Consider the following 20641-nt stretch of genomic DNA (forward strand, 5'->3'; position numbering starts at 1 on the left):
CGCAAGAACACGACAATCGGGCTCCGGGTACGGGCGCTCCCCCATGGCTGCGCCGTCGCGCATCGCGACGAACTACGCTTCCTGCATGGGCAAGCTCATCTACAACTCCTCCGCGCGCGAGCTCGAGATCGACGACCGCACGCTCGCTCACTTGCGGGTGGCGATCCTGAACAAACTGCGCCGCTCCGAGAGCTTCGCCATGACCTGGGAGCACGGACTCGAGAACGGCAGCGGGCGCACGACGATCTGGCTGCACGAGTCGATCCCGCTGCAGTTCGTGTTCAGCGGCAACCGCCAGCCGAAGCTGAATCGGCTCTGGGTCGAGCAGTTCCTGCTGACGGCCAACAGCACGGCGGGCCTGCACTGGGTGCCCGAGCCCGAGCAGCAGGAGGAGTTCGAGGGCGACTGAATCCTCGATCACGGATGCCGCGCACGAGCGCCGCGGCGGCATGAGGGCCTTGGCGGCATGACGAAGGGGCGCCCCTGACGGGGCGCCCCTTCGAGCGTCTGCGCGGGTCGACGACCCTGGGCGGTGGTTACACCGCCTTCTTGCCGCCTGAGATGTAGCGCACGAGGAACACGATCGCAGCGATCACCAGCAGCGCGATGCCGACCCAGAGCAGGAAGTTCAGGGACTGCACGAAACCGCCCGTGAAGAGCAGCACGATGGCGACGATGGCGATGATGGCGATGAGGATGTTCATGGCATTCTCCTTGGGAAGTCCCGGGCCGGGTTGAGCGGCGCGGGCCGGCCGCACGGGCCGGGCGGAGGGACGCGTTCAGCTCCCACGTCCTCGACGCTACGGAGGTCGGTGCCCCCGCGGATAGGCCTTGACCGCCATGTGCGCGCGGTGCTAGCCGTGGGCGCGATCGCGCCGCGCGGGCATGGCATCCGTCGGGCCGGGTGCTGTCAACCCTTTGAGGGCAGCGGATGTCGGGGCCTACCGTCGAGGGCATGGGAAGGAAGGTCTGCCATGCACAATGACCACCTCATCGATCCCACCACGAAGCACACGACCGACCCGTTCCCGCGCCAGGAGCAGCGGCCTCCGGGCCTGACCGACCAGATGCATCCGCTGCCCGATCACGGCGAGCAGAGCTATCGAGGCGCGAACCGCCTGGTGGGGCGCAAGGCGCTCATCACGGGCGGCGACTCCGGTATCGGTCGGGCAATCGCGATCGCGTTCGCACGCGAGGGCGCGGATGTCGCCATCTCGTACCTGCCCGAGGAGGACTCCGACGCGGAGGAGACCGCCCGCTGGATCGAGGACGCCGGCCGGATGCCGCTCATGATGCCCGGCGACCTGCGCGACGAGTCGTTCTGCAACGACCTGATCGGGCGCGTGCGCTCGACGTTCGGCGGTCTCGACCTGCTCGTGCTGAACGCGGCCCACCAGCGCAACCGGGGCGGCATCGACGAGATCCCGACCGACGACTTCGAGACGGTCATGCGGGTGAACCTGTTCGCGCCGATCTTCCTGACCCGGGCGGCGGTGCCGCACCTGCGCGGCGGGTCCTCGATCATCACGACGACCTCCATCCAGGGGTTCGACCCCTCGAGTTCGCTCGTCGACTACGCGATGACCAAGGCCGCGCTGGTCGCCTTCACGAAGGCGCTGGCCGAGGAGCTCGGGCCCCGAGGCATCCGGGTGAACGCGGTCGCGCCGGGCCCGATCTGGACGCCGCTGATCCCGGCGACCGGGTGGCCCGACAAACTGCCCGAGTTCGGGCACAACACTCCGCTGGGTCGGGCGGGACAGCCCGCCGAACTCGCGGGCGCCTACGTCTACCTCGCGTCGGATGACGCGTCGTACGTGTCGGGCGCGATCCTGCCGGTCACGGGCGGGCGTCCGCTCTGAAGAGCGACGTCACCACGACGGCGAGCACGAAGGAGGACACCATGCCAGGTTCACGCAACCGTTCGCTGAAGGATCCCGAGCTCTACGAGAAGCTCCGCGACGAGGGCGACTCGAAGGAGAAGGCGGCGCGCATCTCGAACGCTGCCGCCGCGAGGGGGCGCAGCGCCGTCGGCCGCAAGGGCGGCAAGTCGGGCGACTACGAGGATTGGACCGTCGACCAGCTGAAGAAACGCGCGAAGGAGCTCGGCTTGACGGGCTACAGCTCGAAGCGCAAGTCCGAGCTGATCAGCGCACTGCGCAACCACTGAGGTGGTGCGCCTCCGCCGGGTCGAGCCGTACGCCTCGCCGGGCTACCGCAGGGTGCGGCGCGGCGCCGGGTTCGCATATGTGCACGCCGACGGCGGGCTGGCCGGTCGCGCCGAGCGGGCGCGCATCGCCGAGCTGGCGGTACCGCCGGCGTGGACCGAGGTGTGGATCTCGGATGCCCCGAACGCGCACCTGCTGGCGGTCGGAGTCGATGCGGCAGGGCGGCGCCAGTACCTCTACCACCCCGCGTGGCGCGAGCGGCAGGATCTCGAGAAGTTCGAGCGGATGACTCGCCTCGCGCTCGCCCTCCCGGCGGCGCGCCGCACGGTGACACGCGACCTCTCGCTCGACGAACTGCCGCGCGAGCGTGCGCTGGCCGCGGCGTTCCGCACGCTCGACCTCGGCGGGATCCGCATCGGATCGGAGGAATCGCTCGCCGAGGCGCGCAGCCGCGGGCTCACGACCCTGCTGGTGCGCAATGCCGCGGTCGACGGCGAGCACGTCGAGCTGCGGTTCCGCGCGAAGGGCGGCATCGCCCAGCGCGTGCAGCTCGCCGACGCCCCGCTCGCGGCCTACGTGGAGCGGTCGGGCGAGCGTTCGCCCGCCTCGCGGCTGTACGCGTGGCGCGTCGAGACGGCCAGGCGGGCGCGCGCACTCGGCGCGGCCGACGTGAACGACGACATCCGCATGCGCACGGGCGGAGACTTCACGGCGAAGGACTTCCGCACGCTGCGGGGCACGATCGTGGCCGCGCAGCAGCTCGCCGAGCTCGGCACCGCGGGCACCGGGCGGGCCCGGGCGGCCGCGGTGCGCGAGGCGATCGTCGCGGCCGCCACGGCGCTCGGCAACACGCCGGCGATCGCGAAGGCGAGCTACGTGGACCCGCGCATCGTCACGGCCTATGAACAGGGCCGCGTGCTGTCGGGGCGCCGTGCGCCCGAGCGGGCGCTGCTCGACCTGCTCGCGGTCGACCCCGCGCCGGTCGAGACGGAGTCCGCCCGCGGAGGCTGAGCCCGATGGATGCAGCCGCGTCCTACGCGCTGGCCGCCGGGTCGACGGCGACCAGGCCCACGGGGGTGTCGGGCGCGCCGGTCGACAGCACCGGCTGGGTCTCGACAGCCGGGATCGGCTCGGTGTCGATGTGCTGCTCGATGAGCTGGATGCCGCCGGTGGAGTTCGCCGACCGCATCAGGTCTTCGATCCACTCCCGGCTCAGCTCGGGTGTCTCGGGCGTGTCGAACACGAATCGCAGCGGGATGGACTGGTGGATCCACAGTGTGCTGCGGCCACGCGGCTGGTCTTCGGGGTGCCGCCACGAGAGCGTGAAGGCTTCCCCCCGGCGGAGCTTGGTGACGATGGCGACCTTGACATGCGCCAGCGCCCGATCTTCGATACCGATCGGGGTGCCGGAATCGCCGTAGTAGAGGGTACCCATATGCGAATCGTACCCCCGCGACATCCGAACATCTGTCCCCGATTCGAAAGCGGACGACTGCGGTGTGGTTCGATCACCTCTTCCCGCCCGTTCGGGGGGGGTCAGGCCTCGCGCACGACGTCGCCGGGCGACTTGTCGGGCCGCAGACCCCGCCAGCGCGGATGCCTCGCCACCCCGGTACTCGTCCACTCGCCGAACTCGAGCTCGCCGACGAGCCGCGGTTCGACCCATTGCGCGTCGGAGGCGTCGGCTGCGGGCACCTCGACGAAGGGCGAGACATCCGTCTCGATCTCGCGCAGCGCCTGGAGCAGGGCGCGACCCTGCCGCTCGCCGATGCCGCTGCCGACCCTGCCGGCGTACTCGAGCCGGCCGTCGGCACCGGGAATGCCGACCAGCAGCGAGCGGATCAGCCCCGTGCGGGAGCCGACGCCGCGCCGGTACCCGCCGACGACGACCTCCTGCGTGCGGCTGAGCTTCAGCTTCACCCAGTCGGGGCTGCGCACGCCCGGGCGGTACCGCGACCCGAGCCGTTTCGCGACGACGCCCTCGTACCCGCGACGCTCGGCCCCTTCGAGCGCCTCGGCGGGGGTTCCTTCGGCGAGCGGCGGCACCTCGACGGGCAGCTCGGTTCCCGGCCGCAGCAACCTCTCGAGACGGACGCGGCGCTGCTCATAGGGCTCGTCGATGGTCGGCACACCCGCGACGTCGAGCACGTCGAAGAGCAGGAGGCGCACCGGCACGGACGCCGCGAGCCCGGCGATCTCGCGAGGGTCGACGAGGTTCATGCGGGGCTGCATGAGCTCGAAGCTCGGCCGCCCCTGCTCGTCGAGGGCGACGAGCTCGCCGTCGACGACCGCGTCGGCACGCAGTGCGCTCGCGAGCCCGGCGAGCTCGGGGTAGCGCGCGGTCTCGTCGCGGCCGCTGCGACTCGTGAGGCGCACGACACCGTCGTCGACGCGGGCGAGCACGCGGATGCCGTCCCATTTCCACTCGAGCGCCCAGTCCTCGCCGCCGACGAGCCCCGCCGTGCCCGGCGTCGCGAGCATCGGCCGCAGATTGCTTCTCTCCGGAGCCGCTGTGCTCGTCTCAGGAGCCGCACCTGAATCGCGTGCCGACGTTCCTGAGGAGTGCGTCGCCGGGGCCGAGGCATCCGCTCGCTGGTCCTTCATGCGGTGCAGCAGCCAGTTCGACTTCTCGCCGTCGCCGTTCGTGCGGATGAGCGCCACCCGCACCGAACCGAGCGGGCCTCCCGGCCGACCCGTCAGCGTCGCGATGATCTCGTCGTCGCGCCACTTCTCGACCGAGTAGGTGCCGGTGTCCCAGATGGTCATCGAGCCCGCCCCGTACTCCCCCTTCGGAATACTGCCTTCGAACGTCAGGTACTCGATCGGGTGGTCTTCGGTCTGCACCGCGAGATGGTTCACTCCGGATGTCTCGGGCACGCCCTTGGGCACCGCCCAGCTGCGCAGCACGCCGTCGCGTTCGAGCCGCAGGTCGTGGTGGTCGGCCCGTGCGTGGTGATCCTGGATGACGAACCTGGGGGTTCCGTCGGCCGGCACGGCCCATGCCGATGCGGGCATGGGTTCGGGCGTGGCATCCGCGCTGCGCATCGAGAGGTACGCGGCGAGCGGGCCGGCGCCGCTCGCACGTGAGATCGGCGCGAAGGGGTCGACACCGTCGGCCAGCCGGGCGAGCACCTCGGTCCACTCGAGGTGGCGCAGGTCGGGGTCGGCGAGCTCGTCCCACGTGCGCGGCGCCGCGACGGTCGGCCGGAAGCGCCCGCGCAGCGAATACGGCGCGATGGTGGTCTTGTTGGCGTTGTTCTGACTCCAGTCGATGAGCACCCGGCCGGTGCGCAGCGTCTTGCGCATGCTCGACACGATGAGGTCGGGGTGGTCGGCCTCGAGCGCGCGGGCGAGCTCGTGCGCGACCTCCGACGCCTGCTGCGAGGTCTGCGACCCGTCGAGCGCCGCATAGAGGTGGATGCCCTTGCTGCCGCTGGTCACCGGGATCGGGTCGAGCCCGATGGGCTGCAGGATGTCTCGCACGAGCCGCGCCACCTCGGCGCACTCGACCAAACCCATGCCCTCGCCCGGATCGAGGTCGAACACCAACCGGTCGGGGTGGCCCGCCGACCCGTCGGGCAGGAACCGCCACTGCGGCACGTGCACCTCGAGCGACGCCTGCTGGGCGAGCCACACCAGCGTCGCCCGGTCGTCGGCGATCGGGTAGTCCTTCGGCCCGTCGGAGTGGCGGATCGTGCCGCGGCGCACCCACTCGGGTGCGTGCTCGGCGAGGTTCTTCTCGAAGAAGACCTCCCCCGGGGCATCCGCCGTTCCGACCCCGTGCACCCAGCGCTTGCGCGTCACCGGCCGCCCCGCGACCACCGGAACCATGGCCGGCGCGACCTCGGCGTAGTACGACACCACCTCGCCCTTGGTCATGCCCGTGGACGGATACATGACCTTGCCGAGGTTCGTGAGGCGAAGCATCCGCCCATCGACCTCGACCGTCTGGCGTTCCTCCCCGGCAGCCATGCGCCCATCCTCGCACCCGCACCCGCCCCGCCGCGCCCGGCCATCACGTGCGCCGTTCGGGCTTCCCCTCGGCGCGTCGTCCTCCCGGAGCTCGAATCGCCGCGCGACACACCTCCGTACCTGAGTTGCGTACCGGGGCGGGCGGGCGGCGGGCCGCAAGGGGTTTCGGAGCGGCGCGCCGAGGTGTGTACTGGGTGGATGCGAGCCGTCTGGAAGGGGGCGGTCACATTCGGCCTCGTCAATGTGCCCGTCAAGCTGTACAGCGCCACCGAAGATCATGACGTGAGCCTGCATCAGGTGCACGCCGCCGACGGCGGACGCATCCGGTACCAGCGCGTGTGCGAGATCGACGGCGAGGTCGTCGCCTACCAGGACATCGACAAGGCCTACGACGACGGCGAGCGCACCGTCGTCATCACCGACCAGGATCTGAAGCAGCTGCCCGCCGAGCGCAGCCGCGAGATCGAGGTCGTCGAGTTCGTGCCGACCGCGCAGATCGACCCGATCATGTTCGACCGCAGCTACTACCTCGAACCCGACTCGGCGTCGTCGAAGGCGTACGTGCTGCTGCGCGAGACGCTCGAGTCGACCGACCGAACCGCGATCGTGCGGATGGCCCTGCGGCAGAAGACCCGGCTCGCGGCGCTGCGCGTGCACGGCGACGTGCTCATGGTGCAGACGTTGCTCTGGAGCGACGAGGTGCGCGCCGCCGAGTTCCCGGCCCTCGACGAGAAGGTCAAGATCTCGGACAACGAGCTGAAACTCTCGAAGCAGTTGGTCGAGAGCCTGGTCTCCGACTTCGATCCGACGCAGTACGTCGACGAGTACCAGCAGGAACTGCGCACCCTCATTCAGGCGAAGCTCGAGCAGGGCGACGCGATCGACACGGCCGCGACGTTCGGCGAGCGGCCCGAGGAGGGCGGCGCCGAGGTCATCGACCTGATGGAGGCGCTGCGGCGCTCGATCGCCGCGAAGCGCGGCGGCAGCGGCGGTGCGGCCGGCGAGGAGGGCGGCGCCGAGGATGAGGGCGCGCAACCGAAGCGCTCGGCGACGAAGAAGAAGACCTCGACCTCGTCGAAGTCCTCGAAGCGATCGGATGCCGCGGGCGAGCCCGCGCCGAAGCGCAAGCCCGCGGCGAAGAAGAAGGCCGCGTCCTAGGACGCGGCCCGCTTCGCCGTGACCGGGCGGCAGGCGGCACCACGCCGCCCGCCACCCGCCGACGGTGCGTCAGTCGGTCGTGCAGACCTCGGTGACCTTGACGGCCGCGGCCTGGATGGACTCCTGCTGGGCGGCGATGCCGTCGGCGTCGAGGCCCTCGGGCTCTTCGGCCTCGGGGTCGGGGGTCGGCTGCTCGTCGGCCCAGCCGGCCGCGTTCTCGATGCTCGTGCTCAGGTCGCCGAGGGCCGACTTCACGTCGTCGTTCGGCGCCTCGCCCTCGAGCGTGGTGACGCGCTCGGACAGGCCCGACAGATAGTCGGACAGGGCGGCGGGGTCGCTCTCGGCGGCGAGGGTGTTCTGCGCGCCGTTCGAGATGTCGCGGACCTCGACCTTGATCACGTCGCACGAGCTCGCCTCCGACGATCCGTCGGTCGAAGCGCATCCGGCGAGCAGCAGGGCGCCCGCGATCGCGGCGGCGGCTGCGGGCATGGTGAACCGATGCATATTGGTCTCCCAGGTTGTGGTTTGGGCTCAGTCTATCCGTGACCCCCGACATGGGGGTTGCGCAGACGGCGAGGCATCCGCATGACGCGTCAGCCGCGAGGCATCCGACCTCGCCGGCGCAGCGCGATCGTCAGGCGACGACGACCTCGAACCCGGCCTCGACCAGCCGCACCCGCTGCTCGTCGGTGACGCCGTCGTCGGTGATGAGCGTCTGGAAGAGCCGCGGCCGCCCGATCGCGGCGAACGCCCGCTTGTCGATCTTGCTCGAGTCGGCCACGACCACGGCGCGCGTCGCGCGCGCGGCCATCTGCGCGTTGACCGCGGCCTCGCGCTCGTCGTGCGAGGTCGGCCCGAACTCGGGATCGATGCCGTTCACGCCGATGAAGGCGAGGTCGAGGCTGACCCCCTCGAGCACGCCGTCGGCGTAGGCGCCGACGAGTTCGTACGACCTGGCGTGCACCACGCCGCCCGTGACGACGGTCTTGATCTGGGGGCGCATCGCGAGCTGCATGGCGATGTTGATCGCGTTGGTCACGACGGTGAGGTTCGGCTCGGGCGCGGGCTCCATGAGGTCGGCGCGCGCCATCAGTGCGTCGGCGATCGCCGTCGCGGTGGTGCCGCCGCACAGGCCGATGATCGACCCGCGCGGGATGAGCTCGCTCGCGGCCCGCGCGATCGCGACCTTCGCATCGGCGTTCTGCTGACGCTTGTAGCGGATCGGCAGGTCGTACGCGACCGAGTGCGCGACGGCGCCGCCGCGGGTGCGCGAGAGCAGCTGCTGCTCGGCGAGCGCGTCGAGGTCGCGGCGCGCGGTCGCGGGCGAGATCCCGAGCTGGGCGACGAGTCCGTCGACCTCGAGCTGCCCCTCATCGGCGAGCAGGTCGAGGATGGCGCTCAGGCGCTCGGCACGATTCATCCGTCGGTTCCCTTCGCGGCGAAGAGGGTGAGCAGGCGGGCCGCCTCGTCGGCCACAGCGGCGCGGCCGGCGGCGAGGATCTTCCGCGAGTCTACGGTCGACGGATGCTCCGCGAGGTACTCGCGCACCGCGCCGGTGAACTGCACGTTCAGGTGGGTCGACACGTTCACCTTCACGAGTCCGGCACGGATGCCCCGCACGAGCGTGTCGTCGGGCACGCCCGACGATCCGTGCAGCACGAGCGGCACCGGCACGGCGTCGCGCAGGCGCGCGATGAGCTCGAGGTCGAGGGCGGCGGTGCGCTCGGTCATGGCATGCGACGAACCGACCGCGACGGCGAGAGCGTCGACCCCGGTCTCGGCGACGAACCGGGCGGCCTCGTCGGGATCGGTGCGCACGCCGGGTGCGTGCGCACCGTCTTTTCCGCCGATCTCGCCGAGCTCGGCCTCGACGGCGACGCCGGCCGCCTGCGCAGCGGCGACCACGCGCTGCGTGGTCGCGACGTTCTCGTCGAACGGCAGCTTCGCGCCGTCGTACATGACCGATCCGAAGCCGAGGCCGATCGCGGCGAGTGCGAGAGCGGGATCCTCGGCGTGGTCGAGATGCACGGCCACGCGCGCGCTCGACGCGTCGGCGATGGCGAGCGTCGCGAGCCCGATGGGCTCGAGCGCGCCGTGGTATCGCACGCAGTTCTCGGACAGCTGCAGGATCACCGGCAGCCCCGTGCGCTCGGCGGCGGTGACGAGCGCCTCGGCGGTCTCGAGGTGCAGCACGTTGAAGGCGCCGACGGCGCGGCCGTCGCGCGCGGCCTCGGCGAGCAGATCGATGGTGGGGGTGCGGGTCATGCGGGCTCCTGGTCGGGGCTGAGGAGAACCTCGGGTTCGAGATCGACGTGCGACGGATGCAGGTCGCCGGCGAGCGGCATCAGCACCGCCGATGCCGACCAGGCGACGGCGCGACGGGCGAGCCGGCGCAGCACCGCTGCGTCGAGCGGCACGGCGGTGTCGGCGCGGCCGGCTGCGGCGCCCCGCTCGGCGCGCGCGTCGTCGAGACTCTCGGCGAGCACCGAGGTGATCGCCGCGACGGCCGCGTCGCCCGCGCCGGTGGCGTTGCCGCGCAGCGCGCGCCCGAGCCTCGCGCGCACCGGCGGCCGGTCGGGCGCGACGACGAGCAGGCCGTCCGCGCCGAGCGAAACGACGACGAGCCCCGCGCCGAGTTCGAGGAGCCGTCGGGCACCGGCCTCGGGGTCGCCGTCGCCGAGCGCCTCGGCGAGTTCGTCGCGATTCGGCTTCAGCACTGCGGCCCGCGCGCGGGCCGCTGCGAGCAGCGCCGGCCCCGCGACATCCGCGACCACGGTCGCGCCCGTCGCGACCCAGCGTGCGACCGCGTCGCCGAGCGCCTCGGGCGCGAGGCCGGGCGGCAGGCTGCCCGAGACGGCGACGACGGATGCCTCGGCCGCGAGCCGCACGGCCTCGTCGAGCAGTGCGGCGACCTCGTCGGGCGCGAGCGGCGCTCCCGACTCGTTGAGCACGGTCGCCTCCCCCGCGTGGTCGTCCACGATCGCGAGGCTGCGCCGGGTCGCGCCCGCCACGGGAACGAGCCTGTGGCGGATGCCGGTGCGCTCGAGGTCGGCCGCGAGCTCGGCGCCGCTCGCGCCGCCCGCGGTCGCGAGCGCGACCACGTCGATGCCCTGGGCGTGCAGCACGCGTGCGACGTTGAGCCCCTTGCCGCCCGCCCGCACGGCGCCGGGCGGCACCCGGTGCGTGCGCCCGGGCTCGAGCCGATCGGCGTGCCAGGTCAGGTCGAGGGCCGGGTTCGGCGTGACCGTGAGGATCATGCGCCCTGCCCGACGAGATCGCGGGCGGCGAGCGCGGTGCCGAGCAGCCCCGCGTCGTCACCGAGCGCGGCGCGGACGAGCACCGGCCGGCGGTGGAACGACAGCAGCGCGTCGAGCCGCTGCCCGAGCGGGTCGAAGAGGGCGGAGCCGGCCTCGGCGAGCCCGCCGCCGATCACGATCGCCTCGGGCGCGAGCGTCGCGACGAGCCGCGCGAACTGCTCGGCGAGCGCGTCGACCGCCTCGTCCCACACCGCGGCGGCGATCGCGTCGCCCGAGCTCGCCGCGGCGAGCACCTCGCGGGCGCCGGGCACGCCGATGCCCGACCGGCTCGCGTACCGCCGGGCGACGGCACTGGCCGACGCGATGGTCTCGAGGCATCCGACCGCGCCGCACGCGCAGCGCTCGCCGGCCGGATCGCTCAGCGAGTGCCCGATCTCGCCCGCGTAGCCACCGCTCGCGTGGGGGCGGCCGTCGACGATGATGGCCCCCGCGATGCCGGTGCCGATCACCACCACGATGGCGTCGTCGAATCCGCGGGCGGCGCCCAGCCGGTGCTCGGCGTCGCCCGCGGCGCGCACGTCGTGGCCGAAGGCCGTCGGAAGCCCGAGCGTCGACTCCGCCAGCGCCCGCATCGGCGCGTCGCGCCAGCCGAGGTTGCTCGAGAACACCGCTGTGCCCGACGTCTCGTCGACCAGCCCCGGCACGCTGAGCCCGGCCGCGACCGGCCGGACGTCGGGGAACTGTGCTCGGTACCCCTCGGCGAGCCGCGCGAGGTGGGCGACGATCGCCCCCGCCGGGTCGGACGCGTCGCGCGGGGTGCGCGTGCGCCGGAGGCCGAGCACGCGCCCCGACGCGTCGACGAGGGCCGACTTGGTGTCGGTGCCGCCGACGTCGGCCGCGAGCACGACCGGCCCGTCGCCGAGCGGAGCGTCGGGCCGGTCGGTCACGAGCCGAGGATGACCGAGCGCGTGAGGCTGCGCGGGCGGTCGGGGTCGAGGCCGCGCGCTTCGGCCCGGGCGAGGGCGACGCGGTGGACGCGGACGAGTTCGGCCATCGGGTCGAGGCGGCCCTGTTCGAAGCGGGCGCCGGTGGCGGCGACATCGGCGGCGAGGCCCTCGGGCGCCGCGCCGAACTGCCAGGTCACCCGGCCGGGCGCGGCGATCGCGAGCGGCCCGTGGCGGTACTCCATCGACGGGTACGACTCGGTCCACGACTGCGACGCCTCGCGCATCTTGAGCGCCGCCTCCTGGGCGAGGCCGTACGACCAGCCACGGCCGAGGAAGGTGTACTGCTCGGCGTCGACCAGCTCGGGCGCGAGCTCCTCGGCGAGCGCCGTGCGAGCATCGGCGACCGCGCCGTCGAGCGACTCCCCGAGCGACGCGCGGAACAGGGCGAGCGCCGTCGTGGCGAACCGGGTCTGCACGACCGACTGCTCGTCGGCGAACGGCAAGGTGATCGCGTCGTCGACCCGGGCGACGAGCGGCGACTCCTCGTCGCCGATGACGCCGATGGTGCGCACGCTGCCGTTCAGGCGGGTCACGAAGTCGAGCACTTCGGTCGTGGTGCCCGAGCGGGTGAGCGCGACGACGGCGTCGTAGTCGCGGTCGACCGGGGCCTCGGATGCCGCGAACGCGTCGGTCTCGCCGTATCCGCCCGCCTCGCGCAACCAGGCGTAGGCCTGCGCGATGAACCACGATGTGCCGCAGCCGATGACGGCGACCCGTGCGCCGCGCTCGGGCAGGCGAGCCTGCAGGTCGGTCGCGTCGGCCGCACGCTGCCAGAGGTCGGGTTGGCTCGCAAGCTCGGCGGCCATGTGCGAGTCGGGTCGGGCGTCGGTCATTGCGGCTCCTGCGAGGTCGTGGTGGTGATGGCATCGATGATTGCAGATGATTGTTTGATCTGTCTATCAATCACGTTCAAGCTTCCACTTGACAAAGTCGAAGGTAAGGCAGGACTCTGAACAAAATCCGATAACGAATCGGGCAGAGCGGTTGACGCGAGTCGACCGATGCGCCTAGATTCACCCCGGGTGAATGAAACTGATCATTTCATCGCCGAAACGTTCAGGAAACGTCAGGCTGGTTGTGTGGCGACCGGCGGGACCTGAGCCGCCGCACCGACGCGACGAACCACTCGCTGCGGTGCACCATCCACCAGAGTGAGGAACACATCGATGAAGAAGACTGTGCGGTACAGCGCCGCCATCGCGCTCGCCGCGGCGGCCTCGCTGACGCTCTCGTCCTGCGGCTTCGGCGGCGGCTCGACCGACGGCGGTGACGCCGAGGGCAAGACCACCCTCGACCTGCTCGTGCCCAGCTACTCCGACAACACCCAGGGTCTCTGGGAGGACGTGGTCGACGGGTTCGAGGCCGAGAACCCCGACATCACCGTCAAGCTCGAGGTGCAGTCGTGGGACAACCTCGAATCGGTCATCGCCACCAAGGTGCAGGGCGGCGAAGCCCCCGACATCTACAACGGCGGCCCGTTCGCCGGCTTCGCGGCCGACGACCTGCTCTACCCCGTCGAGGACGTCGTGTCGGCCGACACGCTCAGCGACTTCCAGGACTCGTTCCTGGCCAACGCCGAGGTCGACGGCACCGCCTACGCGCTGCCCCTCATCGCCTCGGCCCGCGCGCTGTTCGTGAACAACGCGCTGCTCGAGCAGGCCGGTGTCGCCCAGCCGCCCACGACGTGGGACGAGCTGCTCGACGCCGCCACCAAGATCTCGGCGCTCGGCAACGGCATCGCCGGCTACGGCATGCCGCTCGGCTCGGAGGAGGCGCAGGCCGAGGCGGCCGTATGGCTGTGGGGCGGCGGCGGCACGTTCGGCGACGCCGACGCGATCACCGTCGACGACCCGTCGAACCTGCCCGGCGCCGAGCAGATCAAGAAGATGATCGACGCGGGCGCCACTCAGGCCGACCCGGGCTCGACCAACCGCTCGCCGCTCATGGACATCTTCATCCAGGGCAAGATCGGCATGCAGGTCGGCCTGCCGCCGACGGTCGGCCAGATCGCCGACAACAACCCCGACCTCGACTACTCGATCGTGCCGATCCCCACACAGGACGGCTCGGCCTTCACGCTGGGCGTCATGGACCAGCTGATGGCGTTCAAGAACGACGGGGACAAGCAGGACGCGATCACCAAGTTCTTCGACTACTACTACTCGGCCGACGTGTACGTGCCGTGGGTGCAGACCGAGGGCTTCCTGCCGGTGACGAAGTCGGGCGCTGACGCGCTGTCGGGCGAGGAGGCGCTCGCGCCGTTCCTCGAGGTGCTCCCCGATGCGCAGTTCTACCCGTCGACCAACCCGCAGTGGCAGGCGACCGATGGCGCGTTCAAGGCGCTGTTCGGCCAGATCCAGACGAAGCCGGCGCAGGACGTGCTGACCGAGATCCAGGCCCAGGTCGACGCGAGCTGACCCGGCCGCGCCAGCCACGTTCCACGGAAAGGGATCGGTGACGATCGACTCATGAGCACCACGACCGGCACCTCATCGACCCCGGCGGGGGCGGCCTCGGGCCGCCCCCGCTCCGCGGGGCGTCGCGGCGGCGACTCCGGGACATCCGGCTCCGGAGCATCCGCGGGGCCCGCCCAGCGCCGCCCCGGCGGGCGCGACCTGCTCCACGCGCTGCCCTGGATCGGGCCCGCCCTGCTGCTCATCGTCGGCGTGGTGTTCTTCCCCGCCGGCGTGATGTTCTTCAACTCGACGCGCGACATCTCGCAGTCCGGTGTCGACCGGGGCGGCATCGGATTCGCGAACTACGTCGAGGTCTTCTCGTTCCCCTACTTCTGGCCGATCTTCGGCCGCACCATCATCTGGGTCGTGGTGGTCGTGGGCGTGACGGTGCTCATCTCGCTCGGGCTCGCGCAGATCCTCGACAAGGCCTTCCCGGGTCGCCGCATCGTGCGGCTCGCGGTGATCATCCCCTGGGCCGCGTCCGTCGTCATGACGACGATGGTCGTCTACTACGGCCTCGAGCCGTACTTCGGCATCATCAACACGTTCCTCGTCGACATCGGGCTCGTGACCACCCCCGAGGGGTACGGCTGGACCCGCAACCCCGCCACGGCGTTCGCCTGGTCGATCGTGGTCGCGATCTTCGTCTCACTGCCGTTCACGACCTACACGATCCTCGCGGGCCTCGCGACCGTTCCGGGCGACGTGCTCGAAGCCGCCAAGATGGACGGCGCCGGCCCGGTGCGCACCTACTTCGGCGTCGTGCTGCCCCAGCTGCGCAGCGCGCTCAGCGTCGCCGTGCTCATCAACATCATCAACGTCTTCAACTCGCTGCCGATCCTGAAGGTGATGACCGGATCGATACCCGGCTACGACGCCGACACGATCATGACGATGATCTTCAAGTACATCCAGAACCAGCACAAGATCGACGTCGCCAGCGCGCTGTCGGTCGTCGCCTTCATCATCGTCATCGTGATCGTCGCGGTGTACGTGCGGGTCGTCAAGCCCATGAAGGAGGTCTGAGCGATGGCCGTCACCGCCCCCGCCTTCGAGACCATCGCGCCGCCCGCGGCGTCCCGCCGGCGTCGCCGCTACACCGAGGATCAGGTGCCCATCGGGCGCGTGCTGCTGCGCATGCTCGCGGGGCTCATCGTGCTCGGCGTGTTCATCCTGCCGTACTCGATCATGTTCTTCGGCTCGGTGAAGACGAAGTCGCAGATCCGCTCGGTCGACCCCACCTACTTCCCGACCGAGTGGCACTGGGAGAACTACCTCACGATGTGGTCGACGCCCGAGACGCCGCTCGTGCAGAACCTCATCTCGACGATCGTCATCTCGGTGTTCGCAACGCTGCTCGTCCTCGCCGTCGCGATGCCCGCGGCGTACTACACCGCCCGATTCCGGTTCCCGGGTCGCATGGTGTTCCTCTTCCTCGTCATCGTGACCCAGATGCTGCAGCCGGCGGTGTTGACCTCCGGTCTGTTCCGCCAGTTCCTCGCGCTCGGCATGATCGACACCTGGGGCGCGATGATCTTCATCAACGCCGCGTTCAACCTGTCGTTCGCGGTGTGGATCATGCACTCGTTCTTCGCCGGCATCCCGAAGGAGGTCGACGAGGCCGCGCAGATCGACGGAGCCGGCCGCCTCACGGTGCTGTTCCGCATCAACCTGCCGCTCGTCTGGCCCGGCATCGTGACCGCGATCGTGTTCACCTTCGTCGCCTGCTGGAACGAGTTCGCCGCGTCGCTCGTGATCCTCTCGACCGCGGGCAACCAGCCGCTGTCGGTGGCCCTCACGAAGTTCGTCGGCCAGTACGAGACGAGCTGGCAGTACGTGTTCGGCGTGTCGATCGTGGCGATCATCCCCGTCGTGGTGCTCTTCATGCTCATCGAGAAGCGACTCGTCGGCGGGCTGACGGCGGGCAGCGTGAAGTAGGCGGGTACGGCCGGTCTCAGGCGGCCGACGCGGCGGGTCGGCCCCTCGTCGTCGGCGTCGGGCGGATGCCTCGGGGCGGCGCCGCGGCGTCAGCCCGCGAGCGCCTCGGACGCCTCGTCGGGTTCGGGAACCTCGACGTCGCCCGACTCGATGCGACGCCAGCGAACGCCGAGCGTCTCCGCCAGCGCGTACTGCGCACCGCCGAGGAAGATGTCGGAGTTGACGGCGTAGCGGGCGGTCGGAGGCGTGGCGCCCCGGCCGGGCTCGTGCTCGAGCTCGTCGTTGAGGACGTCGATGAACGCGTCTCCGAGGTACACACCCGCGCCGCCGATCACGATGGAGCGCACGTTCAGCGTCGCGCAGACCATCTGGAGCGTGCGTGCGAGCGTGAGCGCACCGAGCTCGATGATGCCCCGGGTCTCCGCCGACTCGACGATCGAGCGGATCTCGTCAGGTTCGAGGTCGTCGGAGAAGCTCGACCCGAGCATCGCCGCGAGCGAGCTCACCGCCTCGAGGCATCCGTAGCGACCGCATCGGCACCTGATCTGCTCCTCGCCGAACTGGACGCGCACGTGGCCGATCTCGCCCGCGCTCGCAGCCGGACCGTGCAGGAGCCGACCGGCGAGCATCACCGCGATGCCCACGCCCTCGCCGAGGTGCACGAACACCGAGTTCTCGCTCGGATCGCCGCCCTGCACCCCCTCGGCGATCGACCCTGCGTCGGCGTCGTTGACGAGGAATGCCGGAATGCCCGCGTGCGAGCCGAGCAGGCTGTCGAGCCCGACGTTCTCCCACTTGAGCTGCACGCTCTCGAGCACCTCGGTGCGGTTCGTGGTGCCGGGCACCTGGAGCGCGATGGCGATCGGATGGAGCGAGGTGCTCCCGATCAGCTCGGTCGTGAACGCGTCGACGTCTGACGGCTGGAGCGCGTGGTCGAGCCGGCGCTCGATGACCTCGACGATGGTGCCGGTGAGGTCGAGGACGGCTCCGCGCAGACGTCGCGGGCGCGCGACGATCGAGAGGATGCCGTGGCGATGACGGTTGATGCGCAGCGTGGTGGGGCGTTTGCCGCCGGTGCTCTCGGCCTGGCCGGCATCTTCGACGTATCCGTCGGCGATGAGCTGCGCGAGCAGGGACGACACCGTGGCCGAGGTCAGGCTCGTGACTCGCACGATCTCGGCACGGGTGCTCTCTCCGTCGTGCAGCATGACGTGTTGCAGTGCAATGGTGAGGTTCCGCTTCCGGACATCGGCATTGGAGGCCGACCCCCATTGCACGCGTTCTTCGGGGTACAGCAAGCTCGTCGATGCTCCAAACATTCGGTCCCTCCTGGCCCGTGTCCGGACATGCATGCCCCGCGTGATCGCCGGGGATCCGGCGACCTGCCTGAGCGACAGCACATCTTAGTACGCGCACGTGTCCGTGCGCGCACGTCGACGGTGGGATCGGGACGGATTCTTCAGTGAACGCGGTCGGCCGCGGCGGGGTCGTCGAGGAGGTCGCCACCCGTCCGGTCGACACTGTCGGGCGCGGCTTCCGCGACCTCGCCAACCGGGTCCGCGGCGTCAGCCGGGGCCGCGGCGGCCGGGGCCGCGGCGTCGGCCGGGGCCCCGGCGGTCGATCGCCGGCGCCGCCGACGGCGGACGCCCCGCACGACGAGTGCTGCCACGCCCGCGAGGAGGATCACCACGACCACCCATGGCACGGCCGGCACGCGCTGCGACGTCTCGACGATCACCGCGTCCACCGTTCCGAACGGGGTCTCGGTGTCGGAGGTGAGCGTCACGGCGGCGTCGAGGAGTCCGATCGGCAGCGCGTCGCTCGAGGAGAGGGTGCCGTGCACCGACTGCCCGGGCAATACGAGCGGAACCGGCGCCGAAGGCCCGCCTCCGAGCGGCAGCCCGAATGGTCCGGTGAGCCGGCCGCCGAGGTCGCCGCCCAGCGCGACGTTCCCCGTGTTGCGGATCTCGTAGTCGACGCGCGCCGCGGGATTCGCGACCGGGAAGAGCCACGGGTTGTAGTCGACACCGCTGATCGTCAGCTCGAATCCCGGCGCGAGCGCCCCGGCGACGCGGACGAAGACCCGGGTGCCGACGCGTTGGTCGACCGCGAGCCCCGAGCCGCCGGCGGGGCCCGCGACGAAACGGCTGGCGACGATCCCGGCAGCGTGATCGCCGGGCGTCGCGTCGTCCGGGACGCTGATGGTGATTGGGATCCGCACGGCGGTCGCGGGAGCCACCTCGACGCGCCCGGCATCGAGCGAGATCCAGGTGCCGGCATCCTGCGGCGGTTCCGACGCCGGAAGCAACGTGAAGTCCCCCGACTCGGTGTTGAGCGCGTCCGTGGCGTAGACGTCGAGCGTCAACGCGGAGGCGCCGAGGTTCGAGACGTCGACCGTGTCGGACAGCGTCTCGCCTGGCTGCGCGTCGATGAGGAGCACCTGGCGTGCGCCCCCGTCGGCGGCCGGCGCCGGCGCGACGGCCCAGCGGATCCCGGCCTCGTCCTCGGCACGGACGACGGCCTCGGCCGGCGCGATCGAGACGGAGGCCATGAGCAGTGCTGCTGCGATGGAGATCGGGCCGCTCCAGCGAAGTGCGATGGACATGTGGAACCCTTCGTCGTCGAAGACCGGGACCGAGCGCCGGGGAGGGGCGGAGGAGCCCGCCCCTCCCCGGAGCCTCGATCAGATGAGCGTCAGCGTCAGCACGCCAGTGTATGTTCCAGCCGGAGTGTCGTAGGGGACACCCAGCTTGAGGCCGCCACCGCACGTGAACCCGCCCGAGCTGGCACCAACCCCGCCGTTGCACAACGTGCGCGGCGTTCCGAGGCCGGTTCCAGGCTTCTGCTCCGGGCCGGTCACGACGACCGGCTGCGTGAGGTTGGTGTGCACGAGGCCGAGCGACGCGCGGTCGACGACCGACGACGACGGGGTCCACCCGAGGTTGTCGGCGGCGATCGATCCCTGCAGCGAACCACGGAAGTCGGTCACCTGTCCGGTGAGCGTCCACCCCTGGTTCGTGCCGCGGCCATCGAACACCGACACCGCGTGCAGGGCGCCGTCGACGGTCTGGTCCTCGCCGTTCAATGTGATCGCACCGAGGTCGATCGGCGACGTGTCGGTGACGTCGAGCGACAGCTGACCGCCGTTGACATCGACCGTGATCGTCTGCTGCTCGGGCAGCACCGTGCCCACCGAGACCGACGCGTTCACCATGCGCGAGTTGATCGGGTCGGGGTCGACGACCGCGACCGTCAGCGGGTAGCTGCCCGTCGCGCCGTAGGTGTGCGTGCCCTCGATCGAGAACACCCCACCGCCGATCGACTTGACCGTGGCCACGCCCGTCGTGTTGTCGCCCCAGTTGATCACCGCGGTCAGGTTCGCGGCGGAGCTGCCCGTCACGCGAGCGACCTCGGCGGTGAACTCCTGGCCGGCGACGGCTGCCACGGAGGCACCCGTCACGGTCGGCGCGGGCGCGGCGTTCACCGCGTCGTCACCGAGGAACCCACGCGCTACCGCGCGCAGCTGGCTGTTCTGCGCGTCGCCGCGGAGCTCCCACGAGAAGAACCCGTTCAAGCCCATCCGCTTCGCGTACTCGGCCCGGATCTCGAGCGACTGGGCGTTCTCGAAGCTGCACAGACGCTTGGCGGCGGGATCCCAGATGTACGGCGAGTACACGTCGGCATCCCAGTTGATGAGCGCGGATGCCGCCGGGTTGAGCGCGTTGGCCATCGTGGCCGAGCCGCAGCCGGTCGCCGTCCACGTCTGGAACAGCCCGTTGTTCTCGGTGCTCGTCACGAGGAAGCCACGCTGGAGGGTGAACTCGGCCCCCAGGGTGATCTTCTCGGCGGGCACGCCCTCCGAGAGGTAGAGCTTCACGGCCGCGTCGATGCTGTTGTACGGGTCGCCCGTGTTGTCGAGCGGGTGGTTGTACAACGGCTGGTTGAACATCGAGACCGGCGAATACCCGGTGCCCATGTCGTACGTCATGATGTTGATGGTGTCGAGAGTTCGGCCGAGGTACTCGAGGTCGAAGCTCTTGAGCACGTCGTACGGCGCACCGGTGACGTTGTTGCCCGAGTCCTGCCAACGACCGGCCGGCAGCGCCGCCGCGAGCAGGAAGTCGCGACGGTCGCGGCCGTTCGCGTCAGCGTACGCGTTCAGCTGCCGCCGGAACTCGTCGACCAGCAGGTTCACGTTCTCGCGGTCCTCGGCACGGTACCCGATGTTGTTGAGTCCGCCGCTGACCGGGAACTCCCAGTCGATGTCGAACCCGTCGACCGCACCGTTCGCGATGAACGCGTCCATGCACGACTTCACGAACGCCTCGCGCGATGCGGGCGTCGCTGCGGCGTCGGAGAACCCGCCGGCGCCCCATCCGCCGATCGACCGGATGATCTTCAGGTCGGGGCGCTTGGCTCGCTCCGCCTTCACGGCGTCGATTCCGGCTTGGCTCGCGGTCGTGCACTTCCCGTCGCGGATCGTCGAGAAGGCCCAGTAGAAGTGCGTGACCAGGTCCATCTCGATCGGCGCGAAGTTCGGCACCGTCTGCAGGAGGTAGCCGCCGATGATCGGCGTGGTGGGCGCCGGCACTTCCTCACCCGCGCCGGAGTCCGCGAATGCGGCCGGCGCGGTGAGCAGCGAGGCGGTGACCGCCCCCGCGGCCAACAGGGTCGCGATCGCGCGACCC

At 70.9% G+C, this 20641-nt stretch carries 20 protein-coding genes; 8 read left to right on the top strand and 12 right to left on the bottom strand.

Annotation, left to right across the window (positions count from 1 at the left end; genetic code table 11):
• Window positions 1-85: 85 nt before the first annotated feature.
• A complete protein-coding gene (locus FLP10_RS06975) occupies window positions 86-409 on the top strand; it encodes a DUF7882 family protein (RefSeq protein ID WP_149160209.1) in 324 nt (107 codons plus the stop codon).
• A 127-nt stretch (window positions 410-536) separates the two neighbouring features.
• Here FLP10_RS06975 and FLP10_RS17385 read toward each other — a convergent pair whose 3' ends face one another.
• Window positions 537-704 carry a hypothetical protein gene (locus FLP10_RS17385; protein WP_168209126.1) on the bottom strand — a complete coding sequence of 56 codons (168 nt, stop codon included), beginning with the start codon at window positions 702-704 and terminating at the stop codon, window positions 537-539.
• Window positions 705-974: 270 nt separating this feature from the next.
• On the opposite strand from FLP10_RS17385, the gene FLP10_RS06980 reads away from it, so the two are divergent.
• Genes FLP10_RS06980 through FLP10_RS06990 form a run of 3 tightly spaced genes read left to right on the top strand, consistent with a single transcriptional unit; the run spans window position 975 to window position 3176 of the window.
• Complete coding sequence (locus FLP10_RS06980; RefSeq protein WP_149160210.1) at window positions 975-1859, top strand: SDR family oxidoreductase; 885 nt, start codon at window positions 975-977, stop codon at window positions 1857-1859.
• Window positions 1860-1900: 41 nt separating this feature from the next.
• Window positions 1901-2167 (top strand): DUF7218 family protein, encoded by a 267-nt coding sequence (locus tag FLP10_RS06985; protein WP_149160211.1) that lies wholly within the window; start codon window positions 1901-1903, stop codon window positions 2165-2167.
• 4 nt (window positions 2168-2171) lie between these two features.
• Complete coding sequence (locus FLP10_RS06990) at window positions 2172-3176, top strand: DNA topoisomerase IB (RefSeq protein ID WP_246150249.1); 1005 nt, start codon at window positions 2172-2174, stop codon at window positions 3174-3176.
• A 22-nt stretch (window positions 3177-3198) separates the two neighbouring features.
• Here FLP10_RS06990 and FLP10_RS06995 read toward each other — a convergent pair whose 3' ends face one another.
• Both FLP10_RS06995 and FLP10_RS07000 read right to left on the bottom strand, forming a co-directional pair.
• Window positions 3199-3600, bottom strand: coding sequence for a DUF7882 family protein (locus FLP10_RS06995; RefSeq protein WP_246150251.1), 402 nt, complete (start codon window positions 3598-3600; stop codon window positions 3199-3201).
• Between the two features lie 101 nt (window positions 3601-3701).
• Window positions 3702-6137, bottom strand: coding sequence for an ATP-dependent DNA ligase (locus tag FLP10_RS07000; protein WP_149160213.1), 2436 nt, complete (start codon window positions 6135-6137; stop codon window positions 3702-3704).
• A 198-nt stretch (window positions 6138-6335) separates the two neighbouring features.
• Between FLP10_RS07000 and ku the strand changes: the two genes are divergently transcribed.
• Complete coding sequence (ku, locus tag FLP10_RS07005; RefSeq protein WP_149160214.1) at window positions 6336-7295, top strand: non-homologous end joining protein Ku; 960 nt, start codon at window positions 6336-6338, stop codon at window positions 7293-7295.
• A 69-nt stretch (window positions 7296-7364) separates the two neighbouring features.
• Here the strand turns inward: ku and FLP10_RS07010 are convergent, their stop codons facing one another.
• From FLP10_RS07010 to FLP10_RS07035, 6 genes are all read right to left on the bottom strand, one after another.
• Window positions 7365-7799, bottom strand: a complete 435-nt coding sequence (locus FLP10_RS07010; RefSeq protein ID WP_149160215.1) for a hypothetical protein — start codon at window positions 7797-7799, stop codon at window positions 7365-7367.
• A gap of 130 nt (window positions 7800-7929) precedes the next feature.
• Window positions 7930-8715 (bottom strand): DeoR/GlpR family DNA-binding transcription regulator, encoded by a 786-nt coding sequence (locus tag FLP10_RS07015; RefSeq protein WP_149160216.1) that lies wholly within the window; start codon window positions 8713-8715, stop codon window positions 7930-7932.
• Window positions 8712-9560 (bottom strand): class II fructose-bisphosphate aldolase, encoded by an 849-nt coding sequence (locus FLP10_RS07020; RefSeq protein ID WP_149160217.1) that lies wholly within the window; start codon window positions 9558-9560, stop codon window positions 8712-8714. Before FLP10_RS07020 ends, FLP10_RS07015 begins: the two co-directional genes overlap by 4 nt.
• Window positions 9557-10552 carry a 1-phosphofructokinase family hexose kinase gene (locus FLP10_RS07025; RefSeq protein ID WP_149160218.1) on the bottom strand — a complete coding sequence of 332 codons (996 nt, stop codon included), beginning with the start codon at window positions 10550-10552 and terminating at the stop codon, window positions 9557-9559. The genes FLP10_RS07020 and FLP10_RS07025 overlap by 4 nt, the downstream gene beginning before the upstream one ends.
• Window positions 10549-11499, bottom strand: coding sequence for an ROK family protein (locus FLP10_RS07030; protein ID WP_246150253.1), 951 nt, complete (start codon window positions 11497-11499; stop codon window positions 10549-10551). The genes FLP10_RS07025 and FLP10_RS07030 overlap by 4 nt, the downstream gene beginning before the upstream one ends.
• Complete coding sequence (locus FLP10_RS07035) at window positions 11496-12392, bottom strand: SIS domain-containing protein (protein ID WP_149160219.1); 897 nt, start codon at window positions 12390-12392, stop codon at window positions 11496-11498. Before FLP10_RS07035 ends, FLP10_RS07030 begins: the two co-directional genes overlap by 4 nt.
• A gap of 333 nt (window positions 12393-12725) precedes the next feature.
• Here FLP10_RS07035 and FLP10_RS07040 point away from each other — a divergent pair, with 333 nt between their 5' ends.
• Genes FLP10_RS07040 through FLP10_RS07050 form a run of 3 tightly spaced genes read left to right on the top strand, consistent with a single transcriptional unit; the run spans window position 12726 to window position 15953 of the window.
• Window positions 12726-13976: an extracellular solute-binding protein gene (locus tag FLP10_RS07040; protein WP_149160220.1), complete on the top strand. Its 1251-nt coding sequence runs from the start codon at window positions 12726-12728 to the stop codon at window positions 13974-13976.
• A gap of 51 nt (window positions 13977-14027) precedes the next feature.
• Window positions 14028-15041, top strand: coding sequence for a carbohydrate ABC transporter permease (locus FLP10_RS07045; protein WP_149160221.1), 1014 nt, complete (start codon window positions 14028-14030; stop codon window positions 15039-15041).
• 3 nt (window positions 15042-15044) lie between these two features.
• Complete coding sequence (locus FLP10_RS07050; protein ID WP_210418494.1) at window positions 15045-15953, top strand: carbohydrate ABC transporter permease; 909 nt, start codon at window positions 15045-15047, stop codon at window positions 15951-15953.
• An 89-nt stretch (window positions 15954-16042) separates the two neighbouring features.
• On the opposite strand, the gene FLP10_RS07055 is transcribed toward FLP10_RS07050, so the two are convergent.
• The 3 genes from FLP10_RS07055 to FLP10_RS07065 all read right to left on the bottom strand — a co-directional run bounded on the left by FLP10_RS07055 (window position 16043) and on the right by FLP10_RS07065 (window position 20619).
• A complete protein-coding gene (locus FLP10_RS07055; protein WP_168209127.1) occupies window positions 16043-17161 on the bottom strand; it encodes an ROK family protein in 1119 nt (372 codons plus the stop codon).
• A 251-nt stretch (window positions 17162-17412) separates the two neighbouring features.
• Window positions 17413-18558, bottom strand: a complete 1146-nt coding sequence (locus FLP10_RS07060; RefSeq protein ID WP_149160223.1) for a hypothetical protein — start codon at window positions 18556-18558, stop codon at window positions 17413-17415.
• A 78-nt stretch (window positions 18559-18636) separates the two neighbouring features.
• A complete protein-coding gene (locus tag FLP10_RS07065; protein WP_149160224.1) occupies window positions 18637-20619 on the bottom strand; it encodes a glycosyl hydrolase family 18 protein in 1983 nt (660 codons plus the stop codon).
• Between the last annotated feature and the right edge of the window lie 22 nt (window positions 20620-20641).

The organism is Agromyces intestinalis (assembly GCF_008365295.1).
In the GTDB taxonomy this organism is placed as follows: domain Bacteria; phylum Actinomycetota; class Actinomycetes; order Actinomycetales; family Microbacteriaceae; genus Agromyces; species Agromyces intestinalis.